Annotated in this window: 19 protein-coding genes; 5 read left to right on the top strand and 14 right to left on the bottom strand. The window is 73.6% G+C overall.

Features of this window, described 5'->3' with window-relative positions:
- Positions 1–57 precede the first annotated feature (57 nt).
- Positions 58–687, top strand: a complete 630-nt coding sequence (locus tag ACWDD9_RS16595) for a histidine phosphatase family protein (protein WP_449811909.1) — start codon at positions 58–60, stop codon at positions 685–687.
- A 76-nt stretch (positions 688–763) separates the two neighbouring features.
- A complete protein-coding gene (locus ACWDD9_RS16590; RefSeq protein ID WP_117486596.1) occupies positions 764–1,360 on the top strand; it encodes a TetR/AcrR family transcriptional regulator in 597 nt (198 codons plus the stop codon).
- Between the two features lie 63 nt (positions 1,361–1,423).
- Here ACWDD9_RS16590 and pqqE read toward each other — a convergent pair whose 3' ends face one another.
- From pqqE to ACWDD9_RS16560, 6 genes are read right to left on the bottom strand one after another with little or no spacing between them, the layout of a single operon-like run.
- Positions 1,424–2,491 (bottom strand): pyrroloquinoline quinone biosynthesis protein PqqE, encoded by a 1,068-nt coding sequence (gene pqqE / locus ACWDD9_RS16585; RefSeq protein WP_449811908.1) that lies wholly within the window; start codon positions 2,489–2,491, stop codon positions 1,424–1,426.
- Positions 2,479–2,718: a pyrroloquinoline quinone biosynthesis peptide chaperone PqqD gene (pqqD, locus tag ACWDD9_RS16580; protein ID WP_074003662.1), complete on the bottom strand. Its 240-nt coding sequence runs from the start codon at positions 2,716–2,718 to the stop codon at positions 2,479–2,481. The genes pqqE and pqqD overlap by 13 nt, the downstream gene beginning before the upstream one ends.
- Positions 2,715–3,389, bottom strand: a complete 675-nt coding sequence (gene pqqC / locus ACWDD9_RS16575) for a pyrroloquinoline-quinone synthase PqqC (protein ID WP_049654684.1) — start codon at positions 3,387–3,389, stop codon at positions 2,715–2,717. Before pqqC ends, pqqD begins: the two co-directional genes overlap by 4 nt.
- Entirely contained in the window at positions 3,383–4,195 is an 813-nt protein-coding gene (gene pqqB, locus ACWDD9_RS16570) for a pyrroloquinoline quinone biosynthesis protein PqqB (protein WP_117486598.1), read from the bottom strand. Before pqqB ends, pqqC begins: the two co-directional genes overlap by 7 nt.
- Positions 4,196–4,247: 52 nt before the next feature.
- Positions 4,248–4,409 (bottom strand): pyrroloquinoline quinone precursor peptide PqqA, encoded by a 162-nt coding sequence (locus ACWDD9_RS16565; protein WP_107418802.1) that lies wholly within the window; start codon positions 4,407–4,409, stop codon positions 4,248–4,250.
- A gap of 26 nt (positions 4,410–4,435) precedes the next feature.
- Positions 4,436–5,893: a glucose/sorbosone family PQQ-dependent dehydrogenase gene (locus ACWDD9_RS16560; RefSeq protein WP_049654681.1), complete on the bottom strand. Its 1,458-nt coding sequence runs from the start codon at positions 5,891–5,893 to the stop codon at positions 4,436–4,438.
- A gap of 426 nt (positions 5,894–6,319) precedes the next feature.
- On the opposite strand from ACWDD9_RS16560, the gene ACWDD9_RS16555 reads away from it, so the two are divergent.
- A complete protein-coding gene (locus tag ACWDD9_RS16555; RefSeq protein WP_449811907.1) occupies positions 6,320–6,601 on the top strand; it encodes a hypothetical protein in 282 nt (93 codons plus the stop codon).
- 45 nt (positions 6,602–6,646) lie between these two features.
- Here the strand turns inward: ACWDD9_RS16555 and ACWDD9_RS16550 are convergent, their stop codons facing one another.
- The 3 genes from ACWDD9_RS16550 to ACWDD9_RS16540 form a co-directional block, all read right to left on the bottom strand.
- Positions 6,647–6,994, bottom strand: coding sequence for a peptidoglycan-binding domain-containing protein (locus tag ACWDD9_RS16550; protein ID WP_449811906.1), 348 nt, complete (start codon positions 6,992–6,994; stop codon positions 6,647–6,649).
- Positions 6,995–7,360: 366 nt separating this feature from the next.
- On the bottom strand, positions 7,361–7,930 hold the full coding sequence (locus ACWDD9_RS16545) for a hypothetical protein (RefSeq protein WP_375877002.1): 570 nt from the start codon (positions 7,928–7,930) through the stop codon (positions 7,361–7,363).
- 112 nt (positions 7,931–8,042) lie between these two features.
- Positions 8,043–8,273 (bottom strand): hypothetical protein, encoded by a 231-nt coding sequence (locus ACWDD9_RS16540; RefSeq protein WP_049654693.1) that lies wholly within the window; start codon positions 8,271–8,273, stop codon positions 8,043–8,045.
- Positions 8,274–8,399: 126 nt separating this feature from the next.
- Here ACWDD9_RS16540 and ACWDD9_RS16535 point away from each other — a divergent pair, with 126 nt between their 5' ends.
- Entirely contained in the window at positions 8,400–9,011 is a 612-nt protein-coding gene (locus ACWDD9_RS16535; RefSeq protein ID WP_375877003.1) for a hypothetical protein, read from the top strand.
- Here the strand turns inward: ACWDD9_RS16535 and ACWDD9_RS16530 are convergent.
- The 3 genes from ACWDD9_RS16530 to ACWDD9_RS16520 form a co-directional block, all read right to left on the bottom strand.
- A complete protein-coding gene (locus tag ACWDD9_RS16530; RefSeq protein WP_449811905.1) occupies positions 9,002–11,296 on the bottom strand; it encodes an acyltransferase family protein in 2,295 nt (764 codons plus the stop codon). The two genes, ACWDD9_RS16535 and ACWDD9_RS16530, sit on opposite strands and share 10 nt — an antisense overlap.
- Positions 11,297–11,432: 136 nt before the next feature.
- Positions 11,433–13,172: a glycosyltransferase family 2 protein gene (locus tag ACWDD9_RS16525; RefSeq protein ID WP_449811904.1), complete on the bottom strand. Its 1,740-nt coding sequence runs from the start codon at positions 13,170–13,172 to the stop codon at positions 11,433–11,435.
- A gap of 281 nt (positions 13,173–13,453) precedes the next feature.
- Positions 13,454–14,032: a GNAT family N-acetyltransferase gene (locus ACWDD9_RS16520; protein ID WP_375877005.1), complete on the bottom strand. Its 579-nt coding sequence runs from the start codon at positions 14,030–14,032 to the stop codon at positions 13,454–13,456.
- A gap of 357 nt (positions 14,033–14,389) precedes the next feature.
- On the opposite strand from ACWDD9_RS16520, the gene ACWDD9_RS16515 reads away from it, so the two are divergent.
- On the top strand, positions 14,390–15,286 hold the full coding sequence (locus ACWDD9_RS16515) for a lysozyme (protein ID WP_449811903.1): 897 nt from the start codon (positions 14,390–14,392) through the stop codon (positions 15,284–15,286).
- Between the two features lie 67 nt (positions 15,287–15,353).
- On the opposite strand, the gene ACWDD9_RS16510 is transcribed toward ACWDD9_RS16515, so the two are convergent.
- Positions 15,354–17,189 carry a M1 family aminopeptidase gene (locus ACWDD9_RS16510; protein WP_449811902.1) on the bottom strand — a complete coding sequence of 612 codons (1,836 nt, stop codon included), beginning with the start codon at positions 17,187–17,189 and terminating at the stop codon, positions 15,354–15,356.
- Positions 17,190–17,299: 110 nt separating this feature from the next.
- Positions 17,300–17,929, bottom strand: a complete 630-nt coding sequence (locus tag ACWDD9_RS16505) for a maleylpyruvate isomerase N-terminal domain-containing protein (protein WP_449811901.1) — start codon at positions 17,927–17,929, stop codon at positions 17,300–17,302.
- Positions 17,930–18,059: the final 130 nt, after the last annotated feature.

The raw sequence follows: 18,059 nt of genomic DNA, 5'->3' as shown, positions 1-18,059 counted from the left end.
CCCCGGTGTGTCACTCGGGACGACATGATCTTCGTCCCTCCCGAGGAGTCCCACGGCATGACCGACACCGCCACCCGCTACCTCTACCTGGCCCGCCACGGCGAGGCCGAGTCCCACGGCGACGACAGCGGACTCACCGCCGCCGGGCGCCGGCAGGCCGCGCTGCTGGGCCGGCGGCTGGCCGGCCGCCCGGTCTCGGTGCTGCACCACGGCCCGCTGCCCCGGGCGGCCGAGACCGCGCGGCTGGTCGCGGAGCAGCTGACCGGCGTGCGGCCGGAACCCTCCGAGGAGGCCGGGGACTTCGTTCCGTACGTGCCCGCGCGGGACGAACTGCCCGACGACGGCGCGCGGTTCCTGCTGGACTTCCTCGGGGGAACCACGGCGGCGGAGCGGGAGGAGGGCGCGGTGCTGGCGCGGCGGGCCGTCGAACGGTTCACCGGGCCGGTGCCGGGCCGCGAGGAGCGGCACGAACTGGTCGTCACCCACGCCTTCCTGGTCGGCTGGCTGGTCCGGCACGCCCTGGACGCCCCGGCCTGGCGGTGGCTCGGCGTCAACGCCGCCAACGCGGCACTGACCGTCCTGCGCTACACGCCCGGACGGCCGCCCGCCGTCCTGCTGCTGAACGATCAGGGCCACCTGCCGGAGGAGCTGCACTGGACCGGCTACCCGCCCCAGTACCGTTTCTGACGATCGGTCAACCATCGCTCAAGGGAGGCTCGAAGGCCCGTCGACACGAATATGCAGACCGGTCTACTATCGCCGCATGGGAGTCAAGGGTGAGGAGACCCGGGCCCGGCTGATCGCCGGCACCAGGGAACTGATCGAGGCGCAGGGCTACTTCGGGACGGGGCTCAACCGGATCGTCGCCGCCACCGGCGCCCCGCGCGGCTCGCTCTACTTCCACTTCCCCGGCGGCAAGGACCAGTTGGTGGCCTCCGCGCTCACCCAGGCCGGCCAGGAGGTCGAGGCGCTGCTCGCCTCCCTGGCCGGCGAGGGCGCCGGCACCGTCACCCTCGCCGGGCGGCTGATCGACGCCTTCGCCGAACGGCTGGAGCGCTCCCGGTACACCAGCGGCTGCCCGATCGCCACCGTCGCCCTGGAGGTGTCCGGCACCAACGAGGCGCTGCGGGCGCTCTGCGCCGAGCTGTACGCGGGCTGGCAGCGGATCCTGGCCGACCGACTGGAGGGCGAGGGCTTCGGCCCGGCGGAGGCCCGGGTCGCCGCCGGGCAGACCCTCGCCCTGGTGGAGGGCGCCGTCCTGCTCGCCTCCGTCCGGCGCGACCCCGAGCCGCTGGACCACGCCCGGCAGGCCGTCCGGCGGCTGCTCGGCGCCACGCAGGACCACGCAAGCGCCACCTGAACCCGAACACCGGACGGGCGACGGGCCGGCCGGACCGGGGACGACGGCCTGCGGAGCGGAGCCTCAGCGGCCGGCCGGATCCCGGTAGACGAGCTCCCCGTCCTGCCGGGCGGCGAGCTCCGTGATCAGGCCGTGGTCGGGCGACAGCGCGCACGCGGGATCGGTCCGCCCCGGGTCGCCGGTGAGGGCGAAGGCCTGGCAGCGGCAGCCGCCGAAGTCGACCTCCCGGAGGGCGCAGGAGGCGCAGGGCTCGGGCAGCCAGTCGGTGCCGCGGTAGGCCCGGAAGGCCGACGACTCGGACCAGATCCAGGCGAGGGCGTGGTCGCGGACGTTCGGCAGGTCCAGTGGGAGGTCGTAGGCGGCGGGGCAGGGCAGGACCCGGCCGTCGGGGGCGACGGTCAGGGAGACCGCGCCCCAGCCGCCCATGCAGGGCTTGGCGACGCCGTCGAAGTAGTCGGGGACGACCCAGACGAGTTCGACGCCGGTCCGCCGCCGTCGGCGCTCGACGGCCTCCCGGGCGCGGTCCAGCTGGTCCCGGGTGGGCATGAGGGCGGCCCGGTTGGCCAGTCCCCAGCCGTAGAACTGCGTGTTGGCGAGTTCGATGCGCACCGCGCCCCAGGCGATGCCGAGGTCCACGATCGCGTCGATGTCGTCGAGGTTCAGGCGGTGCAGGACGACGTTGAGGCCCAGCGGCAGTCCGGCCTCGCGGACCAGCGCGGCGGCCCGCTCCTTCGCCGCGAACGACCGGCGTCCGGCGATCAGCTCGGAGGAGGCGGCGTCGGCGCCCTGGACGGAGAGCTGGACGCTGGGCAGCCCGGCCGCGGTCAGCGCGGCCAGCCGCTCCCGGGTCAGGCCGAGTCCGCTGGTGACGAGCTGGGCGTAGATCCCGGCGCGGTCGGCCCCCGCGACGATCTCGGTCAGGTCGCGCCGCAACAGCGGTTCGCCGCCCGACAGGTGGACGTGCGCGACCCCGAGTTCACCGGCCTGCATCAGCACGTCCAGCCACTGATCTGTCGTCAGTTCTGCTCTGCGGGAGGTGAGTTCGAGCGGGTTGGAGCAGTACGGGCAGCGCAGGGGGCAGCCGTGGGTGAGTTCGGCCAGCATGGCCCAGGGCGGGTTCACCGCAGCCATCCCCGCTCCTTCAGGTCGTCGAGGAAGACCACGACGTCGTCGGCCCCCTCGACCGGGAACTCGGTGGTGATCTCCGGTACGGTCCGGGTGCCGTCGCACAGTCCGACGATCGCGGCCGCCTCGGCACTGAGGACGACGATGCGCTCCGGGACGACCAGCAGCGTGCTGTTCCGCACCGGGCAGTGGCGCAGCCGCGCGTACCCGCTCAGGGCCGGTCGCCAGGTCACGCCGGGGCCCGTTCGACGGCGTCGAGGAGGGTCCACAGCAGCTCGCACTTGTAGGAGAGCGCCGCGATGGCGGCCTCCTGCTCGGCCCGGGTGCGGGCCCAGGACAGCACCAGGGACAGCGCCTCGTCGCTGTCCCGGCGGCCCTGGCCGACGCGGGTCCTGAAGTAGGCGAGGCCCACGGGCTCGATCCAGGTGTAGTGGCGCTCGAAAGCGGCGATCCGGGTGGCCATCAGGTCCGGCGCGAACAGTTCGGTCAACGAGGCGGCCACGGCCTCCAGGGGCGTGCCGTGGCGGCAGAGGTTGACGTAGCCGTCGACGGCGAGCCGCACTCCGGGCAGCACCCCGCGGCCCGAGAGCAGGTCGGCGCGGTCGAGCCCGGCCGCCTCGCCGAGCCGCAGCCAGCGCTCGATGCCGCCTTCGTCGCCGTCGCCGCCGTCGTGGTCGGTGATCCGGCGGATCCACAGCCGGCGCAGGGCGGGGTCCTCCAGCTTGGCGAGGATCAGCGCGTCCTTGACCGGGATGTGCCGCTGGTAGTGGAAGCGGTTGAGGATCCAGGTGCGCAGCTCCTCCGGCAGCAGGAGCCCCTGGTGCATCCTCAGGTTGAAGGGGTGCCGGTGGTGGTAGCGGCGCTCGGGCACGGCCCTGAGCTCGCTCTCGAAGGTCGTCACCATGTGAGGACCGCTCCTTCCGCAGCCACCCCGAGGCCCCGGTCCGCCAGCTCCTCGTGGAGGGGGGAGTCCGGGTCGACGAGCGGGTTGGTGTTGTTCAGATGGGTGTAGAGGCACCGGGCGGACAGGGCGGCGAGCCGGTCGCGGGTGGCGAGCACGGGCAGGTGGCCCATCCCGGTGGCGGACTTCGTGGAGAACCCGGCGGTGCGCGGCTCCTCGTCGTCCCAGAAGGTGCCGTCGACCAGGACCAGGTCGGCGTCCTCGCCGAAGCCGTCGGTCCAGACGCCGGTCGACGGCGCGTAGAGCAGTCCGCCCACCCGCAGGGCGCTCACCCAGTCCCCGTCGCAGGCGTCCCGGGCGTAGCGGGGGCGCTTGCCGGAGAGCGGTTCGAGCGCGACGCCGTCGAAGTCCCGCCAGCGCAGGCGGGTGTAGGGCGCGAGGACCTCGCCGAGGCCGAGTCCCTTGTGCACGGCGTCCCGGACCGCGTCGGTCGCCATGACCTCCAGTTCGTCGGCCTCGCGCAGCCGCGCCAGGCCGAGCGTGTGGTCGAGTTCGGCGTCCGTGAGGATCACGCCGGACAGCCGGGTGCGCCGGCCCTCGGGGTGCAGCCAGGGGCAGCGCTCGATCTGTTCGGCGATGTCCGGTGTGGCGTTCACGAGGTACACCCGGCCGGGCTCGGTCTCCACGGCGACGGACGCGTGCAGCCGCCGGCGCGACGGAACCGCGCGTGCCCCGGCACAGCCGGGGCACGCACAGTTCCACTGCGGGACACCGCCGCCGGCTGCCGTACCGAGTACGTGCAGTCGCACAGCGCTTCCTCCCTCTTCGAGTGGTGGTCCTACCAGTGCGGTGCGGTGGCCGCTACCGCTTGGCGAGGTAGTACGCCGAGACCTCCAGAGACGCCTCCACCACCTGGTAGCTCGGCTTGCGCCAACGGGCGCCTTCCGTCGGGGTGTTCGGCCGGTCGGTGGTGCGCTCCCGGGACTGCCGGGCACGCCTGGGCTGTTCCTCGTGACGGGTCATGACTGTCTCACCTCCGTGTCGGGGCTTCACTGCGTCGTGTTGTGGTCGTAGGGGACGGCGAGGATCGCGCCCGGATTCGCCAGGTGGGTGGTCGGGGTACCGCCGTCGCCGCGGACCATGTGCTGGCCTTCGCTGTCGGTGGCGATGTACAGCGTCTTGCCGTCCGGGCTGAGGGCGACGTCGCGGTAGCGGTTGACGGTCCGGAAGAGCTCCTCGTACTTCTTGCCGTCCTTGGAGAGCCGGAAGACGGTGCCGTTCTTCAGCGAGGTGACGAGGACGTCGTCCCCGTACACCTTGAGGCTGCCGGGCGCCATGGTCGGCCAGCACATGTAGGCGGAGGCGGCGTCGGGGCAGACCGGCGTGGTGCCGAAGTTGTGCCCGCTCTCGACGGTCGTCCCGTACGTGCTGAGCGGGGAGACCATGTCCTTGGTGAAGTCCGTCTCCTTCGTCGTCGGCACCTCGGCCGGCGGCGTGTTCGGGTCCGGGTTGTAGGTGAGCTTCTCGCAACCGCCCTTGGCCTGCGACCAGTTGGAGTAGACGTACGCCTTGTCGTCCTTCCACCCGGCGACGTTGGGCCAGCCGTAGTTGCCGCCCTTCGTGATGAGGTTGAACTCGTCGTCGGTGAGCGGGCCGTTCTCGGCCGTGTAGAGGTCCTTGCCGCCGAAGTCCATGCCGTCCGGGTTGCGCATGCCGTAGGCGTAGATGTGGCTGCGGGCGCCGTTCAGCTCGGGGTTGTCGTCGGGGACGGAGCCGTCCGGGTTGATGCGGAGCACCTTGCCCTGGTACAGCGACCAGTCCGAGGCGGCGACCTGGGCGGCGGTCGGTAGGTCCTGCGCGTGGTTCGGCAGACAGTAGTCGGCCATGTAGTTGTGGCCCTGGTCGCCGATCGAGTAGTAGAGCTTGCCGTCCTGTCCGTACCGGATCCGGGCCGACTGGTGCTGGTTGTGCCCCGGCAGCCCCGTCAGGATGGGCTGTTCGTCGGAGAGCACGCCGTCCTTCGCGGTGTAGCGGACGATCTTCGTGGCCGAGTCGTTGCCGTTCTTGTAGGTGTAGGCGAGGTAGAGGTAGTCGCTGCCCTTGCCCTTGCCGAAGTCCGGGTGCAACGCGAAGCCCAGGACGCCGTCCTGTCCGTCCTGACTGTGGAAGGCCTTTCCCGTGAGGTCGAGGGCGGTGCTCTTGGCGCCGCTCTGCGGGTCGACCCGGGTGATCTTGAGCCCGGACTTCTCGCTGACCCAGAGCCGGCCGTCGGGGGCGTAGGCGAGCTCGAACGGGTCTCCCAGCCCGTCCGTCACCACCTTCACCTGCGTCTGCGGCGCCTGGGCGGCCTGGGACTGGGGTGCCTGGGACTGCACGGGCTCGGCGGTGACGACGGCGGGCTTCTGCGCGGCGGTGCTGCCGCCGGACGCCGCTCCCCCGTTGTCGGAGCACGACGTGATCAGCGCGGCGGCGGGGATCAGGGCCAGTGCGACCGGGAGCTTTCTCATGATGCCTCCCACTCGTCATGACGACGAGTGTCTGGTTTCCGAATGACCGGATTCGGCGATTCCGTACGGGACCGGACCCGCACAGTGCGGGCGCCCGGCGAGCGGGCCATCGCCGACGGTGGGGGGCGCCACCGGCGGCGTACGGCCGCCCGGCGTCCCGATCCTCACCGTAGGTCGGGCCCCCCGGATCCGCACCCCTCGTTGACCCGGTCGCGTGGCCCGGGGGGCGGGGTCCTGCTCGACAGCAGCGCGGCGAAAAGGCCGCGATGGCGCGGGCCAGGATCACCGCGTGGCGGCGCGGGCGCTTCGCATCCATCCGATCGCACCCCGGTCGTCGCAGCTGCGCCTGCCCCTCCCGTCCACGGCTTCCCCTGGCATCATGGACGGGAACTGACTCTCAGTCAGCTCCCCATCACAGGAGGCGGGATGGCGTTCCGGTTCCACTTCACCGGCGAGGACCTGGCGCGCACCAGGGTCGCGGGGGCGATGGCGGCGATGGTGGAGCTGAACGTGGCGGTGCGCGTCCTGCGGGAGGGCTGTACGACCGGGGACGTCGCCGCCGCCGTCCGCATCTCCGCGGCGAGCGCCGGCGAGCACACGACGGTACTGCGGGCGGCCGAGCTGGTCACCACCCTGCGGGACCGCAACACGGCGATCCACACCGCCACCGCGGCCGGGCTGACGCTCCTCGCCGCCGCTACGGGCTGAGGCCCAGCCCCGTGCGGGCGGGGCCGGGCCTCAGTCGACCGAGCGTCAGCAGGCGAAACCGGAGCGCGCGGTCCACTTGTCGAGCTGCGCCCAGGTCCTGGGGCCGACCAGGCCGTCCTTCGGGAGGCCGACACAGCCCTGGAACCTCTTCACCTCGCTCAGTGTGCCGCTGCCGAAGATGCCGTCGCGGGTCAGGTTGCTGCTCTTCATCGAGTTGTAGAGCTCGCACTGCAGCTGCTTGACGGCCGTCGAGTTGTCGCCGTACGACAGGAACGGCTCGCTGCTGGTGTAGTTGCACCGCACGGATGCCTGCGCGGAGGCGGCGGGCGCGGCGGCGACGCCGATGGAGAGCGCGAGTGCGGCGACGCCGAGGGCGGCGGTGATCCTCTTCATGGGACTGTCCCCTTTCAGGGGTCGTCGGGAAGGCGGGTGCACGGTGGCGGCACCCGGAAGGACGCCGGTCCGGTACGGTGCGGGACCGGCCGGAGACCATCCCCCGCGGTCTCCGACCGGTGTTCCCCGGCCCGGCACAGCCATCGTGCCGACGGCCCCGGGGCGGTGTCGCCTCGCTTCGGCCTCACCCGAATCACGGACAATCGGGGCTTCCTCCGCACACGGCGCGAATGCCGCTCGCCGTGGCCCCGGAGGATCGAGGCCGTGGTCGCCGCCGACGAACGGGCCAACGGGCCCGTCGAGTCGGTACCTACCGAAAGGGCCGCGGGCACAGCCCGGTTCGCCCGTAGGGGGCGGGGCCGAGGCTCACGCCCCCGTGCTGGACGGCGAGTTGACCCGCTGCGGCGCCGCGTCCGGGCGGCCGGTCTCCTCGGCCTCCCGGACGACCACCGCGTCCCCGGCGGCGGCCGCGCTCGCGAAGAAGTCCCGCAGCTCGCGCAGGTCGTGGACGACGAGCGCCGCCCAGGTCTCGGACCAGGGCGTCGGGTAGCCGAGGTGCGCGGCCGTGCGGGCGAGCACGCTGTTCTGCTGGCGGACGAGTTCGCCGAGCGCCGAGCCGCGCAGGAAGGCGGAGGCCGCCACGACCTGTTCGGGGCGCAGCACCGGCATGGCGCCGCACGGCAGTGCCCCGTCCGGTTCGTGCCGCCCGCCGCCGTAGACGGGCAGTCGGGCGGCCGGGTCGGGGTGCAGCCCGTTCTCGGTGAGCGCGAGTTCCATCAGGACGGCGGTGCGCCGCACACCGAGGGCGAGCCCGGCGGCGGCCAGCCGGTCGTACCGGAGGTCGCGGTCGCGGGGCACGAGTTCGCCGAGTTCCTCCGGCGAGCAGGTGTCCACGGCCTGACCCGGCAGGCGGCGCCAGAAGTGATCCACACTCACCCGCCCAGCGTAACGAAGTCGCGGGGTGCCGATCCCGCGCCGAGCCGTTCAGACCTCGTCAAACCGGGGTTCGGGCCCCGTCAGGCCGCGTTCGGGCCCAGTCGGACCGCGTTCAGGCCTCGCCGGCGTGCCAGGCCGGCCATTCCCAGGGGCGGTCGGCCCAGTGGACCCGTTGGGGGTCGCGCGGGTCGAGGTCGGGGAAGAGCTGGTGGACGCGCGGCTCGAACTCCTCCGGTGCGAGCGGCTCCCAGCCGTGGCCCTCGAAGCGGACGAGGCGGTAGCGGCTGTCGGTGCGGAACTCGGCCACCTCGACCAGGGGGGTGGCCGTGCTGTTGGTCTCCATGCCCCCCAGCATGTGGCGCGGTGGCAATCAACGCCCGTCCAGACCCCTCTTCCGGGTCATGTCCCGGCGTCGGCGCGCTCGTTGAGCACAGCAAGGTTCTAGGGGGGCCGCTGGAAGGACGAGCACATGACTGGGCAGCCCACCGGAGGGCAGTGGCAGTGGCCGCAGAACGCTTGGCAGCCGCCGCCGGTTCCGACAGATCCGCTACCGCCGTGGTCCACCGCCACACCGCCGAGGCGCCTGTCGCGCAAGGCCTGGACGGCCGCGATGGTCGGCACGGGCGCCGTGCTGGCGTCCGTCCTGGCGATGTGCGGGCCGGGGTCGGGTGACGAGCTCAGCGTGGCGGCGCTGCCGGACGCCTCACCCACCGCCTCGGACTCGACGGCGGCGCGGCTGCTGCCGGTCTCCCCGTCGCCGGTCACGCCGGCGCCGTCCCCGCTGCCGCCGCCCACCCCGGGCGCGGCGGTCCCGGTGACCGGGCCGGGCACGGCGACGGCCGCGCCCGGTGCCGGGGGCAGCGCGACGCCCGACGCCCAGCACGCCTCGGCGAGTGCGCGCCCCAAGCCGGGGCACAGCCCGCACACCAGCACGCCGGCCCGTGGCCCGTCGGGCGCGCCCGCCCCGGCGAGTACCGGGGCGGGCGGCGGCCAGAACACCATCTGCGACCAGGCCGAGCGGGCGGGCCACTGGCCGCCCGGCTCGGACCAGGCCCGGGTCTGCCACAGCCTCTACGGCTGAACCGGCTGACCCGGCAGCTCCGGCTGAATCTGCTGGACCGGCCGGTCCGACGTCGGCCCGGGAGCCGCAGACGCGGCCGGAGCGCCCGGACCCGCCGGAGCCGCGGACGCCCCCGGGGCGCCCAGCAGCCCCCTGTCCAGCCGGGGCGCCAGCACCCGCGCCAGGGTGTCGGTGATGTGACCGGTGTCCCGGTACAGCACCACGCCCTCCAGCACGGCCGGGCAGGAGGGCCCGGTGCCGGGGCAGAGCAGCGGGCCGAGGTCGAGGGTCCGTACCCCGTACCGGGCGGCGAGCCCGCCGTCCAGTACGGGGTCGGGCTCGAAGGCGGTGTCGCGCGGGAAGAAGCAGGCGTCGGAGCGCCCGTCGGAGGCGGCCAGGCAGGTCGGGATGTCCTTGCCGGGCATCGGGGTGTCGCCGAGGTAGGCGAGCGGGGCGCCGAGCGCGGTGAGCCGGTCCAGGGTGCGGGTCCAGCCCTCGGTGCGCTCCTCCGGGCTGCCGTAGCGGTTGAGGCCCGCCATCAGGACCAGCCGCGGCTTGGGCCCGGAGGCCAGCCGGGTGAGGGTGTTCTCGCGCCAGCGGTCGCACTCCTCGAAGGTCCGGCCGAGCACGTTGTTGCGCACGGTGAGGGTGGCCAGCGGGCAGCCGGGCTTGACCAGCACCTCCAGGGCCCAGTGCCGCTGCTCGGCGAGGGCGAGGCCGGCGGAGATCCACTGCCCGGCGTGCGAGTCGCCGAGCAGCACGATCCGGTCGGGGCTGTCCTCGGCGCCGAAGAGGCAGCGCGGGCTGCTGTCGGCGTTGAGCGGGATCTCGCAGCCCTTGCCGGGCGGGAAGTCCTCCCGGGCCCGGGCCAGCGAGGGTGTCAGGGTGAGCACCCGGGTGCCGGGGGCGAGCAGGCCCGGGCCGTCGGCGGCTCCGGCGGGCGCCGCGACGGGCCCGGAGGAGGGGTCGCCGAGGGCCCGTACGGTGCCGCCGCCGAGGGTGAGCGCGGCGATCAGCGGGATGACCAGGGCGCTGGCGCCGACGGCGAGCCCGCGCCGGGGTGCCGGGCTGCTGCCGTACCGCAGCGGCTGTTCGACCAGCCGCAGGGTGAGCCAGGCGGGCAGCGCGCTGGCGGCGGTGAGCGCGAGCAGGGTGGTCCAGGGCAGGGCGCCGTACCGGGCCTGGGCGATGGTCAGCACCGGCCAGTGCCACAGGTACCAGGCGTACGAGAGCCGTCCGGCGGCGCGCAGCGGGCGGGTGGCGAGCAGCCGCCCGGCGTCGGCGGCGCCGGGGCCGCCGTGCCCGGCGCCGTGTCCGGCGAGCAGGACGGCGGCGGTGCCGAGAACGGGCAGCAGCGCGGCGGCACCGGGGAAGGGGGTTTCGCGGTCGTACAGGACCACCGGTGCGAGCACGGCCGCGAGGCCGAGCCAGCCGACCACCCGCAGCGACCACACCACCGGGCGCCGCTCGGCGCGGGAGAGCAGGGCCGGGCCGGCCAGCGCCGCGCAGGCGCCGGCCGCGAACTCCCAGAGCCGGCTGCCGGTGGAGAAGTAGGCGAGCGGCGCGGAGGTGGCCGTCCAGCGCAGGCAGAGCGCCAGGGAGACGCCGCCGACGGCCACCGTGGCGAGGGTGATCGCGAGGGTGCGGCGGCGCCCGTGCAGGTAGCGGGCGAGGCCGAGCAGCAGCACGCCCCAGAGCAGGTAGAACTGGTTCTCCACGCCCAGCGACCAGAAGTGCTGCAGCGGGCTGGGGTCGTGTTCGGCGGCCAGGTAGTCGGTCCGCTGGCCGACGAAGCGCCAGTTGGCGAACTGTCCGGCGGAGGCGATCAGGTCGCGGGCGAGGTCGGTGCCGCGCAGCGGGTCGAGCAGGGCGCCGCCGGCGACGGCGGTGGCGACGAGCACGGTGGCGGCGGCGGGCAGGATCCGCCGGGCGCGGCGGGCGGCGAAGTCCCACAGGCCGAGCGGGCGGCCGACGAGCAGGCCGGTGATCAGGAAGCCGGAGATGACGAAGAAGACGTCGACGCCGACGAAGCCGCCGGTCAGGCCGGGGACGGCGGAGTGGAAGGCGAGGACGGAGAGCACGGCGACGCCGCGCAGCCCCTCGATGTCGGGGCGGAAGGCGGTGCGCCGGCGGGCCTGCCCGCTCTCGGCGACGGTGGCGCGCTGCGGGGCGGCGAGTTCCCGGTCGACCCGGACGACGCCGGGCAGCAGGTCGACGCCTGGGCCGGACGCGGCGGAGGTCGGAACGGAGGGCTGGACGTCAGCGGAAGAGGAGGACGACGACGGTGGTGGTACGGCCGTTGACACGGCGGTGCTCCTTGCAGGGCTGGCAGCGGTTTGTCGGGCCCGCCGGGCCGATGGGGCGGCCGGGCGGTGTCCGCGCCGGTGGGGCGACGCGCAAGGAAACGCAACAGGCAGGTGTTGCAGTGGAAGTGACGGTCCGTCAGAAGATCAGCGGGTCGGCCCAGCCGGAGGCCAGCAGCCCGCACAGCAGCAGCGCGGCGGTGACGGCGACGGCCTCGGCCCGTCCGAACCCGAGGTCGGAGCGGCCCGGTGCGGGCGCGGCGACCTCACCGACGGCGGCGCCCTTGCCCCCGTTGGTCCCGTTCAGCAGCGGCCACAGCTCCCGGATCAGCGGGACCATGGTGTAGGTGGTGAGCGCGAGCAGTCCGGCGAGCGCCCAGTACGGCCGCCAGCCGTACAGCAGCGCGGCCCGGACCAGCCCGGCGGCGCCCGCGAGGACGACGAGCCCGAGCCAGGCGACCCCGATCCGGGCGACGGTGCGGGCGAGCGTGCTGCCGCCGGAGACGGCGCCGGTGGGCACCCAGTCGGCGGAGCGGCGGCGCAGCGCGTGCGCGATGGCGACCACGTGGCAGAGCCCGCCGAGGAGTTGGACCCGGGTGACCTCGAAGCGCCAGCGGGTCCGGGACATCGCGGGCAGCAGCACCAGGGCGACCCAGATCGGCGGCAGGAACGGCAGCACCTGCCAGGGCTGGATCTCCTCGGGCCGGAAGAACAGCATGATCAGGGCGGGCAGCGGTACGGCGAAGACGTTCACCGCGCTGGTGACGTAGCCGAGGATGCCGTTCCAGAAGCAGAGCCGGGCGGACTTCGGCAGCGGGCCGCGGCGGAAGTCCGGGTCGCGGACGAGCGCCAGGGAGCCGAGGCACCAGCGGTACTGCTGGCTGATGAAGGCGGGCAGGCCGGTGGGCGACATGCCCTTGGCGACCAGCGCGGGGACGTAGCGGGTGGACCATCCGGCGCGGGCGAGGGCCAGGCCGGTGTAGAGGTCCTCGCTGTGGTCGATCTCGGCGAAGCCGCCGATCCGCTGCAGCGCGGCGCGGCGGTACAGGGCGTTGGTGCCGCAGCAGACGGTGCCGTCCTGCGCGTCCCGGGAGGGCTGGATCCAGCGGTAGAAGATCTCCTGGGTCGCTCCCGCGGCGCGTTCGAGCCAGGACATGTCGGCGTCCGTGTCGAAGCACTGCGGGCTCTGCACGATGCCGACCCCGGGGTTGTCGAGGTAGGGCACCAGGTGGTGCAGGAAGTCGGGGCGGGGGCAGAAGTCGGCGTCCAGGACGGCGACGATCTCGCCGGTGCCCTCGGCCAGGCCGTGGTTGAGGTTGCCGGCCTTCTTGAACCGGCCCCGGTCGGGGCGGGCGTGGTAGCGGAAGCCGTAGGACTCGGCGAGTTCGCGCACCTCGGGGCGGCCGGCGTCGTCGAGGACCAGGACGGTCAGCTCACCGGGCCACTGGACGGCCGCGGTGTACCGGTAGGCGTTGTCCAGGACGGCCAGCGGTTCGCCGGCGGTCGGCAGCAGCAGGTCCACGCTCGGGGCGCGGGCGGGGCTCCAGGCGCGCAGCAGCAGGTCGTGCGAGTCGCGGGTGAAGCGCCGGGCGCGCTGGCCGTCGGTGAGCGAGAGCAGCCAGGTGGCCGCGTTGAGCACGGTGAGCACCAGGAAGGGCCAGAGCAGCGGCTTGCTGAGGGCGAACAGGCCGAGCGTGGCGGTGGCTCCCGCGTAGGAGAGGGTGGCGCAGAGCAGCACCCAGCGGCGCTGCGGGCCGAAGTACCAGTAGAGCTCCTCGTCGTCGGGCGGACTGGGCAGCCGGTGGCCGTCGGGGTCCGCGGGTGTCCGGCGCGGACCGGTGTCGGGTGCGGGCATGGCGGTGCCATGGAGAACGGGCATGCGGAAATGGCCCCCCTGGGCAGCGGACGGAACGTGGCCGTTCGCGCTCAGCCTCTCACATTGGCCTAGACCAATAATGAACGAGGTATGACATCTCCGCATCGCCCCAGCTCAGCGAGTTGACGGCGGATCACCTGCGGAAACCCGGTCCAGCGGAACTGAACCGAACCCCGAGGGCGGGCCGTTTCCGAGGCCGTCAACCACCGGTACGACTACTGGTACGACCGCCCGGACGACCCGGCCCCGGCCTCCGCACAGCCGTCAACTTCCGTACACGGACGTCAATTCCCCGCGGACTCCGCCTTCAACTCCTTGACGAGGTGCGCGAACCGGAGGTCCGGCCGCCGCGGGATGCCGAAGCGCTCGTCGCCGTACGGGAACGGGCTGAACTCGCCGGTGCGCCGGAAGCCGCGCCGCTCGTACCAGGCGATCAGCTCGGCGCGCTGCTCGATCACCGTCATCTCCATCGCGCCGACGCCCCACTCCTCGCCCGCCACCCGCTCCGCCTCGGCCAGCACGGCCCGGCCGATGCCGCCGCCCTGGAGCCCGGGACGCACCGAGAACATGCCGAAGTAGGCCAGCCCGCCGCGCCGCTCCAGCTGGCAGCAGGCGACCAGCTCGCCGTCCCGCTCGGCGAGCAGCACCACGCCGTCGGGGTGGCCCACGGCCTCGGCGACGGCCTCCGGGTTGGTGCGCCGGCCGCCCAGCAGGTCCGCCTCCGTGGTCCACCCGGCCCGGCTGGAATCGCCCCGGTAGGCGGACTCGACCAGCGCGACCAGCGCCGGGACGTCGGCGGGCGTGGCGGGCCGGAACACGGGCTCCCCGGCGGGCCGGGCGAAGTCGGTGGCGGTCTCGATCATGGGTGGTCTCTCCTCACGTGCAGGGGGCCGCCCGTGGTGGCCGGCCCGCGGGCATCGTGCCACAGCGCCCCCGCCGCACCCGGCGCCGCCTCCGCTGCCCGCCCCTCCCCCGGCCCCCTCCGCCGGCTCCTCCGTCGCCCCCGCCGCCGATCCCTCCCCGGGGCCGGCCGCACCGGCAGAACCGGCAACGCCGGTTGCCGGTCATGGCGTTCCGACCGAGGTGACGTGCGTTCACCATGTGAAAAAAGATGCCTGGTGGCGGTGCCAGGTACATGGCTACTCTGCGGTACGGCCGGTCAGACCCCGGCCGAACCGGGTCATTTCGACCTTCCCCACGCTCGGACCAGAGGAGTGCTCATGCCCCGCTCTTCCCGCTCCGCCCGCACCACAGCCACCGCAGCAGCCGCCAGACCGGCCCGCCGCCGACTGCCCGCACTGGCCGCCCTCGCCGCCGCGACCGCCCTGGTCGCCGGCGCCGCCGCCCCCGCGTACGCGGCCGACCCCGCCCCGGTCGCCCCCCTCGCCGAGGGCCGTCCCGGCTTCCACCCCGAGCAGGACTTCGCCGGCTCCACCGTCGCCGCCCGCGAGGGGCGAAGCACCGCCGCCCCGTTCGCCTCCCTCGCCGCCACCCAGACCCCGGGCCTGGACGTCTCCGGCTACCAGGGCAACGTCAACTGGTCCTCGGTGGCGGCCAACGGCGCCAAGTTCGCCTACGTCAAGGCGACCGAGGGCACCGGCTACACCAACCCGTCCTTCGCCCAGCAGTACAACGGCTCGTACAACGCCGGCCTGGTCCGCGGCGCCTACCACTTCGCGCTGCCGAACGCCTCCTCCGGCGCCACCCAGGCCAACTACTTCGTCAGCCACGGCGGCGGCTGGTCCGCCGACGGCAAGACCCTGCCGCCCGCACTGGACATCGAGTACAACCCCTACGGCGCCACCTGCTACGGCCTCAGCCAGAGCGCCATGGTCAGCTGGATCCGCGACTTCAGCAACACCGTGCACTCCCGCACCGGCCGCTACCCCACCATCTACACCACCACCAACTGGTGGAGCCAGTGCACCGGCGACAACGGCGGCTTCGGCACCACCAATCCGCTCTGGATAGCCCGCTACGCCTCCTCCGTCGGCACCCTGCCGAACGGCTGGGGCTACCAGACCTTCTGGCAGTTCGCCGACTCCGGCACCTTCCCCGGTGACCAGAACTACTTCAACGGCGCGGCCGACCGCCTCCGCGCCCTCGCCCTGGGCTGACCCCGCGCAAGAACGTCGCCCCCGGCCTGGACCGGGGGCGACGTCCGGGATGTACGGATGTCCGGGCTCAGCCGTCGATGCGGTGCTGGCTCCAGAAGGAGCTCAGGTCCACCGTGGTGGCGGCCTGGGCCGCGGCCTTGAACTCCGCGGTGGTGGAGACGCCGTACCAGTGCGCCTGCGCGTAGTTCCGCAGCAGCGTGGTCATCGCGCTGTCGCCGATCGTCCGGCGCAGGTCGTGCAGGGCGCACTTGCCGTAGCCGTAGACGACCGTCGAGTAGCGCGAGGAGTTGGCGTCCCAGTACGCCATCGAGTTGGTGATCCGCTCCGCCGAGGACGCCCAGGAGACGCTGTTCCAGCAGCCGTTGCCAGTCTTGCCGAGGGCGAGGTCGGTGGCGTAGTCGGTGAAGGCCTCGTCCAGCCAGGGGCCGTTGTACTCGTCGTCGCCGACGATGCCGTACCACCACTGGTGGCCGATCTCATGGGTGAGCGCCGTGGTGCTGACCAGGTCGAGGACGAAGCCCGGGTACTCCATGCCGCCGAACCAGAAGTTGTTGTCGAGCACCGCGTCCAACTCGCCGTACGGGTAGGCGCCGAAGCGCTGGGCGTGGGCGTCGACCGCCGAGGTCGCGGTGGAGAGCATCGACTGGGAGTCGGCCGCGCTGATCCCCGCCACCGAGTAGACGTTGACCTTCACCCCGGCGGCGGAGGTGCCGGAGATCTTCGTGAACGGCCCGGCGCCCCAGGCGAAGTCGCGCACCTTGCTCGCGGTCGCCTTGGTGACGGTCCGCCCGGCCGTGCCGGGGGTGTCCACCGAGGTGCCGGTCGCGGGCACCAGCAGACCGCTCGGGTGGTCCAGGGTGACGGCGAAGTCCGCGGCCACCGAGTAGAAGGACTCGCCGTTGTTGGTGTACGGGTCGAGGTGCCAGCCGACCGCGTCCCGTATCGCCAGGACGGGCAGGGCGTTGCCGAGGAAGTTGTACGCGCCGTCGTGGCCGAAGCGGTCCGCGCCGCTCGGCACGGTGATGCCGAGGTCGAAGGCGACGGTGCCGCTCTGGCCCTGGGCGAGCGGGGCCGGCAGGGTGATCTTGAGCGCGGTGCAGTTCACCGTGAGCGGTGAGGGCGTGCCGCCGGTCACGTTGGTCACCGTGATCGGGGTGCTGGGGCAGCTGCCGTGGGCGTTGTCCCACAGCCGCAGGTACACCTCGTTCAGCGGGTCGGGCGAGGCGTTGGTGAAGGTCACGCTCTCGTGCCCGGTCCAACTGCCGCCGGAGGAGTCGCTGGTGAGGCCGACGGTGTACGTCGGCGCGACCGGGGTGCGGGTCGGGTCGCCGGGCTGGGGCGACGTGCCGCCGCCGGAGACGTCCAGGGTGACGTCGTCCAGCACGAAGCTGGTCTGCAGGCTGGCGTCCTCGACGCCGGTGAAGGCGAGCGTCACGGACTGGCCGGCGAAGGCGGAGACGTCGAGCGTCTTGTGCACGTACCCGGCCTTCGCGTCCAGGTTGGAGTAGGTGGCCAGGGTGGTGGAGCCGAGTTTGACGGTCAGCTTGTCGTACGCGGTGCTGCCGGTCGTCTCGGCGGTGTCGACGTGCAGCCAGAACCCGAGCGTCGCGGTGCCGCACCCGGCGGGGAGGGTGACGGACTGCGAGAGCGTGTCGGTGTGGCTGGAGCCGTAGCCGTCGAGCCAGGCGTAGGAGCTGCCGGAGTGGGCGCTCTGGCCGGTGTCGGCGGTGATCGCGCCGCTCGGCGCCGACCAGGACGAACCACCGGACTCGAAACCGCCGTTGGCCACCACCTGGGCGGGTGTGCAGTCCGCGGCGCTCGCCACATTGGGGGTGGCGAGCGCCGCGAGGCCGGTCGCCGCGAACAGGGCGGCGCCGGTCAGGGCAGGCAGGAGTCTTCTCATCGGAGCCTCTCGTGGGGAGCGGGCCGGGAGCAGCAGCGTGACAGCAAACCCGCACCTTTGAAAGGCTCATGACATGAGACGCATACGCCTCACCCCACCCGACGGAAGCCCTACCGCAGCACCGGGAGCACCGCCTCGGCGCTACGGCCGGTCGCCGCCTCGATGAAGGCCACCGGGTCGGCCACCTCCGCCAGCAGGGCACGGGTGAAGTGCAGCGCCCCCTCGGCGGGCGGCGGGCCGCCGACGGCCGCGATCAGGTCGAGCAGGTGGACGGTCGCCTCCATCAGCGCCACCTCGCCGAGCGCGCCGACCGTCACGCTGCCGAGCAGCGGGTGCGCCACCGTGGCCCCCGGCGGCAGGTCCGCGAGGCCGGCCAGCGCCGCCGGGCCCTCGACGCCGAACCGGGCGATCAGCACGGCGGGTTCGGCCACCTCGGCGGTCCGCTTCGCCGCCTCGGCGACCTGCCCGGCGGCGGTGTGGGCGATGCCGCCCGGCCGGTTGTAGGCCCGCAGGATGCCGGCCCCGTCGGCCACCTCGGCCAGCGTGTCCAGGACGGCCGCGCGCAGCCCGGTGAACATCTCCGGCACCGGTGCCACGTGCGCGAACAGCTCCCGTACGGTCCACTCGGGCAGCCGGGTGGGCCGGTCCCAGTCCTCGGCGGCCAGGGCCGCGCCCCGCTCCGCCCAGGAGGTCCAGGCCTCCGCCAACAGCACGCGCACGGGATCGTTCTGACTGTTCATCGGCTCTCCTCGGGACGGTGATCACGGGATCGCCCCACGCTATCCCGGGCCCGCGGAAAGCCGTTTGCCACCCCCGCCCCGGGCCGTCACCATCGACCCATGACCGTCTCCGCCACACCCCGGTCGCCGC

It is taken from the genome of Kitasatospora sp. NPDC001119 (assembly GCF_053598475.1).
The sequence above is the reverse complement of the archived record's forward strand: the minus strand, read 5'-3'. Positions and strand labels throughout refer to the sequence as shown.

What these genes read in the sequence shown, in the direction of transcription:
- ACWDD9_RS16595 (WP_449811909.1), top strand. Translation starts at nt 58, where the DNA reads ATGACCGACACCGCCACCCGCTACCTCTACCTGGCCCGCCACGGCGAG.
- ACWDD9_RS16590 (WP_117486596.1), top strand. Translation starts at nt 764, where the DNA reads ATGGGAGTCAAGGGTGAGGAGACCCGGGCCCGGCTGATCGCCGGCACC.
- pqqE (WP_449811908.1), bottom strand. Translation starts at nt 2,491, where the DNA reads ATGGCTGCGGTGAACCCGCCCTGGGCCATGCTGGCCGAACTCACCCAC.
- pqqC (WP_049654684.1), bottom strand. Translation starts at nt 3,389, where the DNA reads ATGGTGACGACCTTCGAGAGCGAGCTCAGGGCCGTGCCCGAGCGCCGC.
- ACWDD9_RS16565 (WP_107418802.1), bottom strand. Translation starts at nt 4,409, where the DNA reads ATGACCCGTCACGAGGAACAGCCCAGGCGTGCCCGGCAGTCCCGGGAG.
- ACWDD9_RS16560 (WP_049654681.1), bottom strand. Translation starts at nt 5,893, where the DNA reads ATGAGAAAGCTCCCGGTCGCACTGGCCCTGATCCCCGCCGCCGCGCTG.
- ACWDD9_RS16555 (WP_449811907.1), top strand. Translation starts at nt 6,320, where the DNA reads ATGGCGTTCCGGTTCCACTTCACCGGCGAGGACCTGGCGCGCACCAGG.
- ACWDD9_RS16550 (WP_449811906.1), bottom strand. Translation starts at nt 6,994, where the DNA reads ATGAAGAGGATCACCGCCGCCCTCGGCGTCGCCGCACTCGCGCTCTCC.
- ACWDD9_RS16540 (WP_049654693.1), bottom strand. Translation starts at nt 8,273, where the DNA reads ATGGAGACCAACAGCACGGCCACCCCCCTGGTCGAGGTGGCCGAGTTC.
- ACWDD9_RS16535 (WP_375877003.1), top strand. Translation starts at nt 8,400, where the DNA reads ATGACTGGGCAGCCCACCGGAGGGCAGTGGCAGTGGCCGCAGAACGCT.
- ACWDD9_RS16525 (WP_449811904.1), bottom strand. Translation starts at nt 13,172, where the DNA reads ATGCCCGTTCTCCATGGCACCGCCATGCCCGCACCCGACACCGGTCCG.
- ACWDD9_RS16520 (WP_375877005.1), bottom strand. Translation starts at nt 14,032, where the DNA reads ATGATCGAGACCGCCACCGACTTCGCCCGGCCCGCCGGGGAGCCCGTG.
- ACWDD9_RS16515 (WP_449811903.1), top strand. Translation starts at nt 14,390, where the DNA reads ATGCCCCGCTCTTCCCGCTCCGCCCGCACCACAGCCACCGCAGCAGCC.
- ACWDD9_RS16510 (WP_449811902.1), bottom strand. Translation starts at nt 17,189, where the DNA reads ATGAGAAGACTCCTGCCTGCCCTGACCGGCGCCGCCCTGTTCGCGGCG.
- ACWDD9_RS16505 (WP_449811901.1), bottom strand. Translation starts at nt 17,929, where the DNA reads ATGAACAGTCAGAACGATCCCGTGCGCGTGCTGTTGGCGGAGGCCTGG.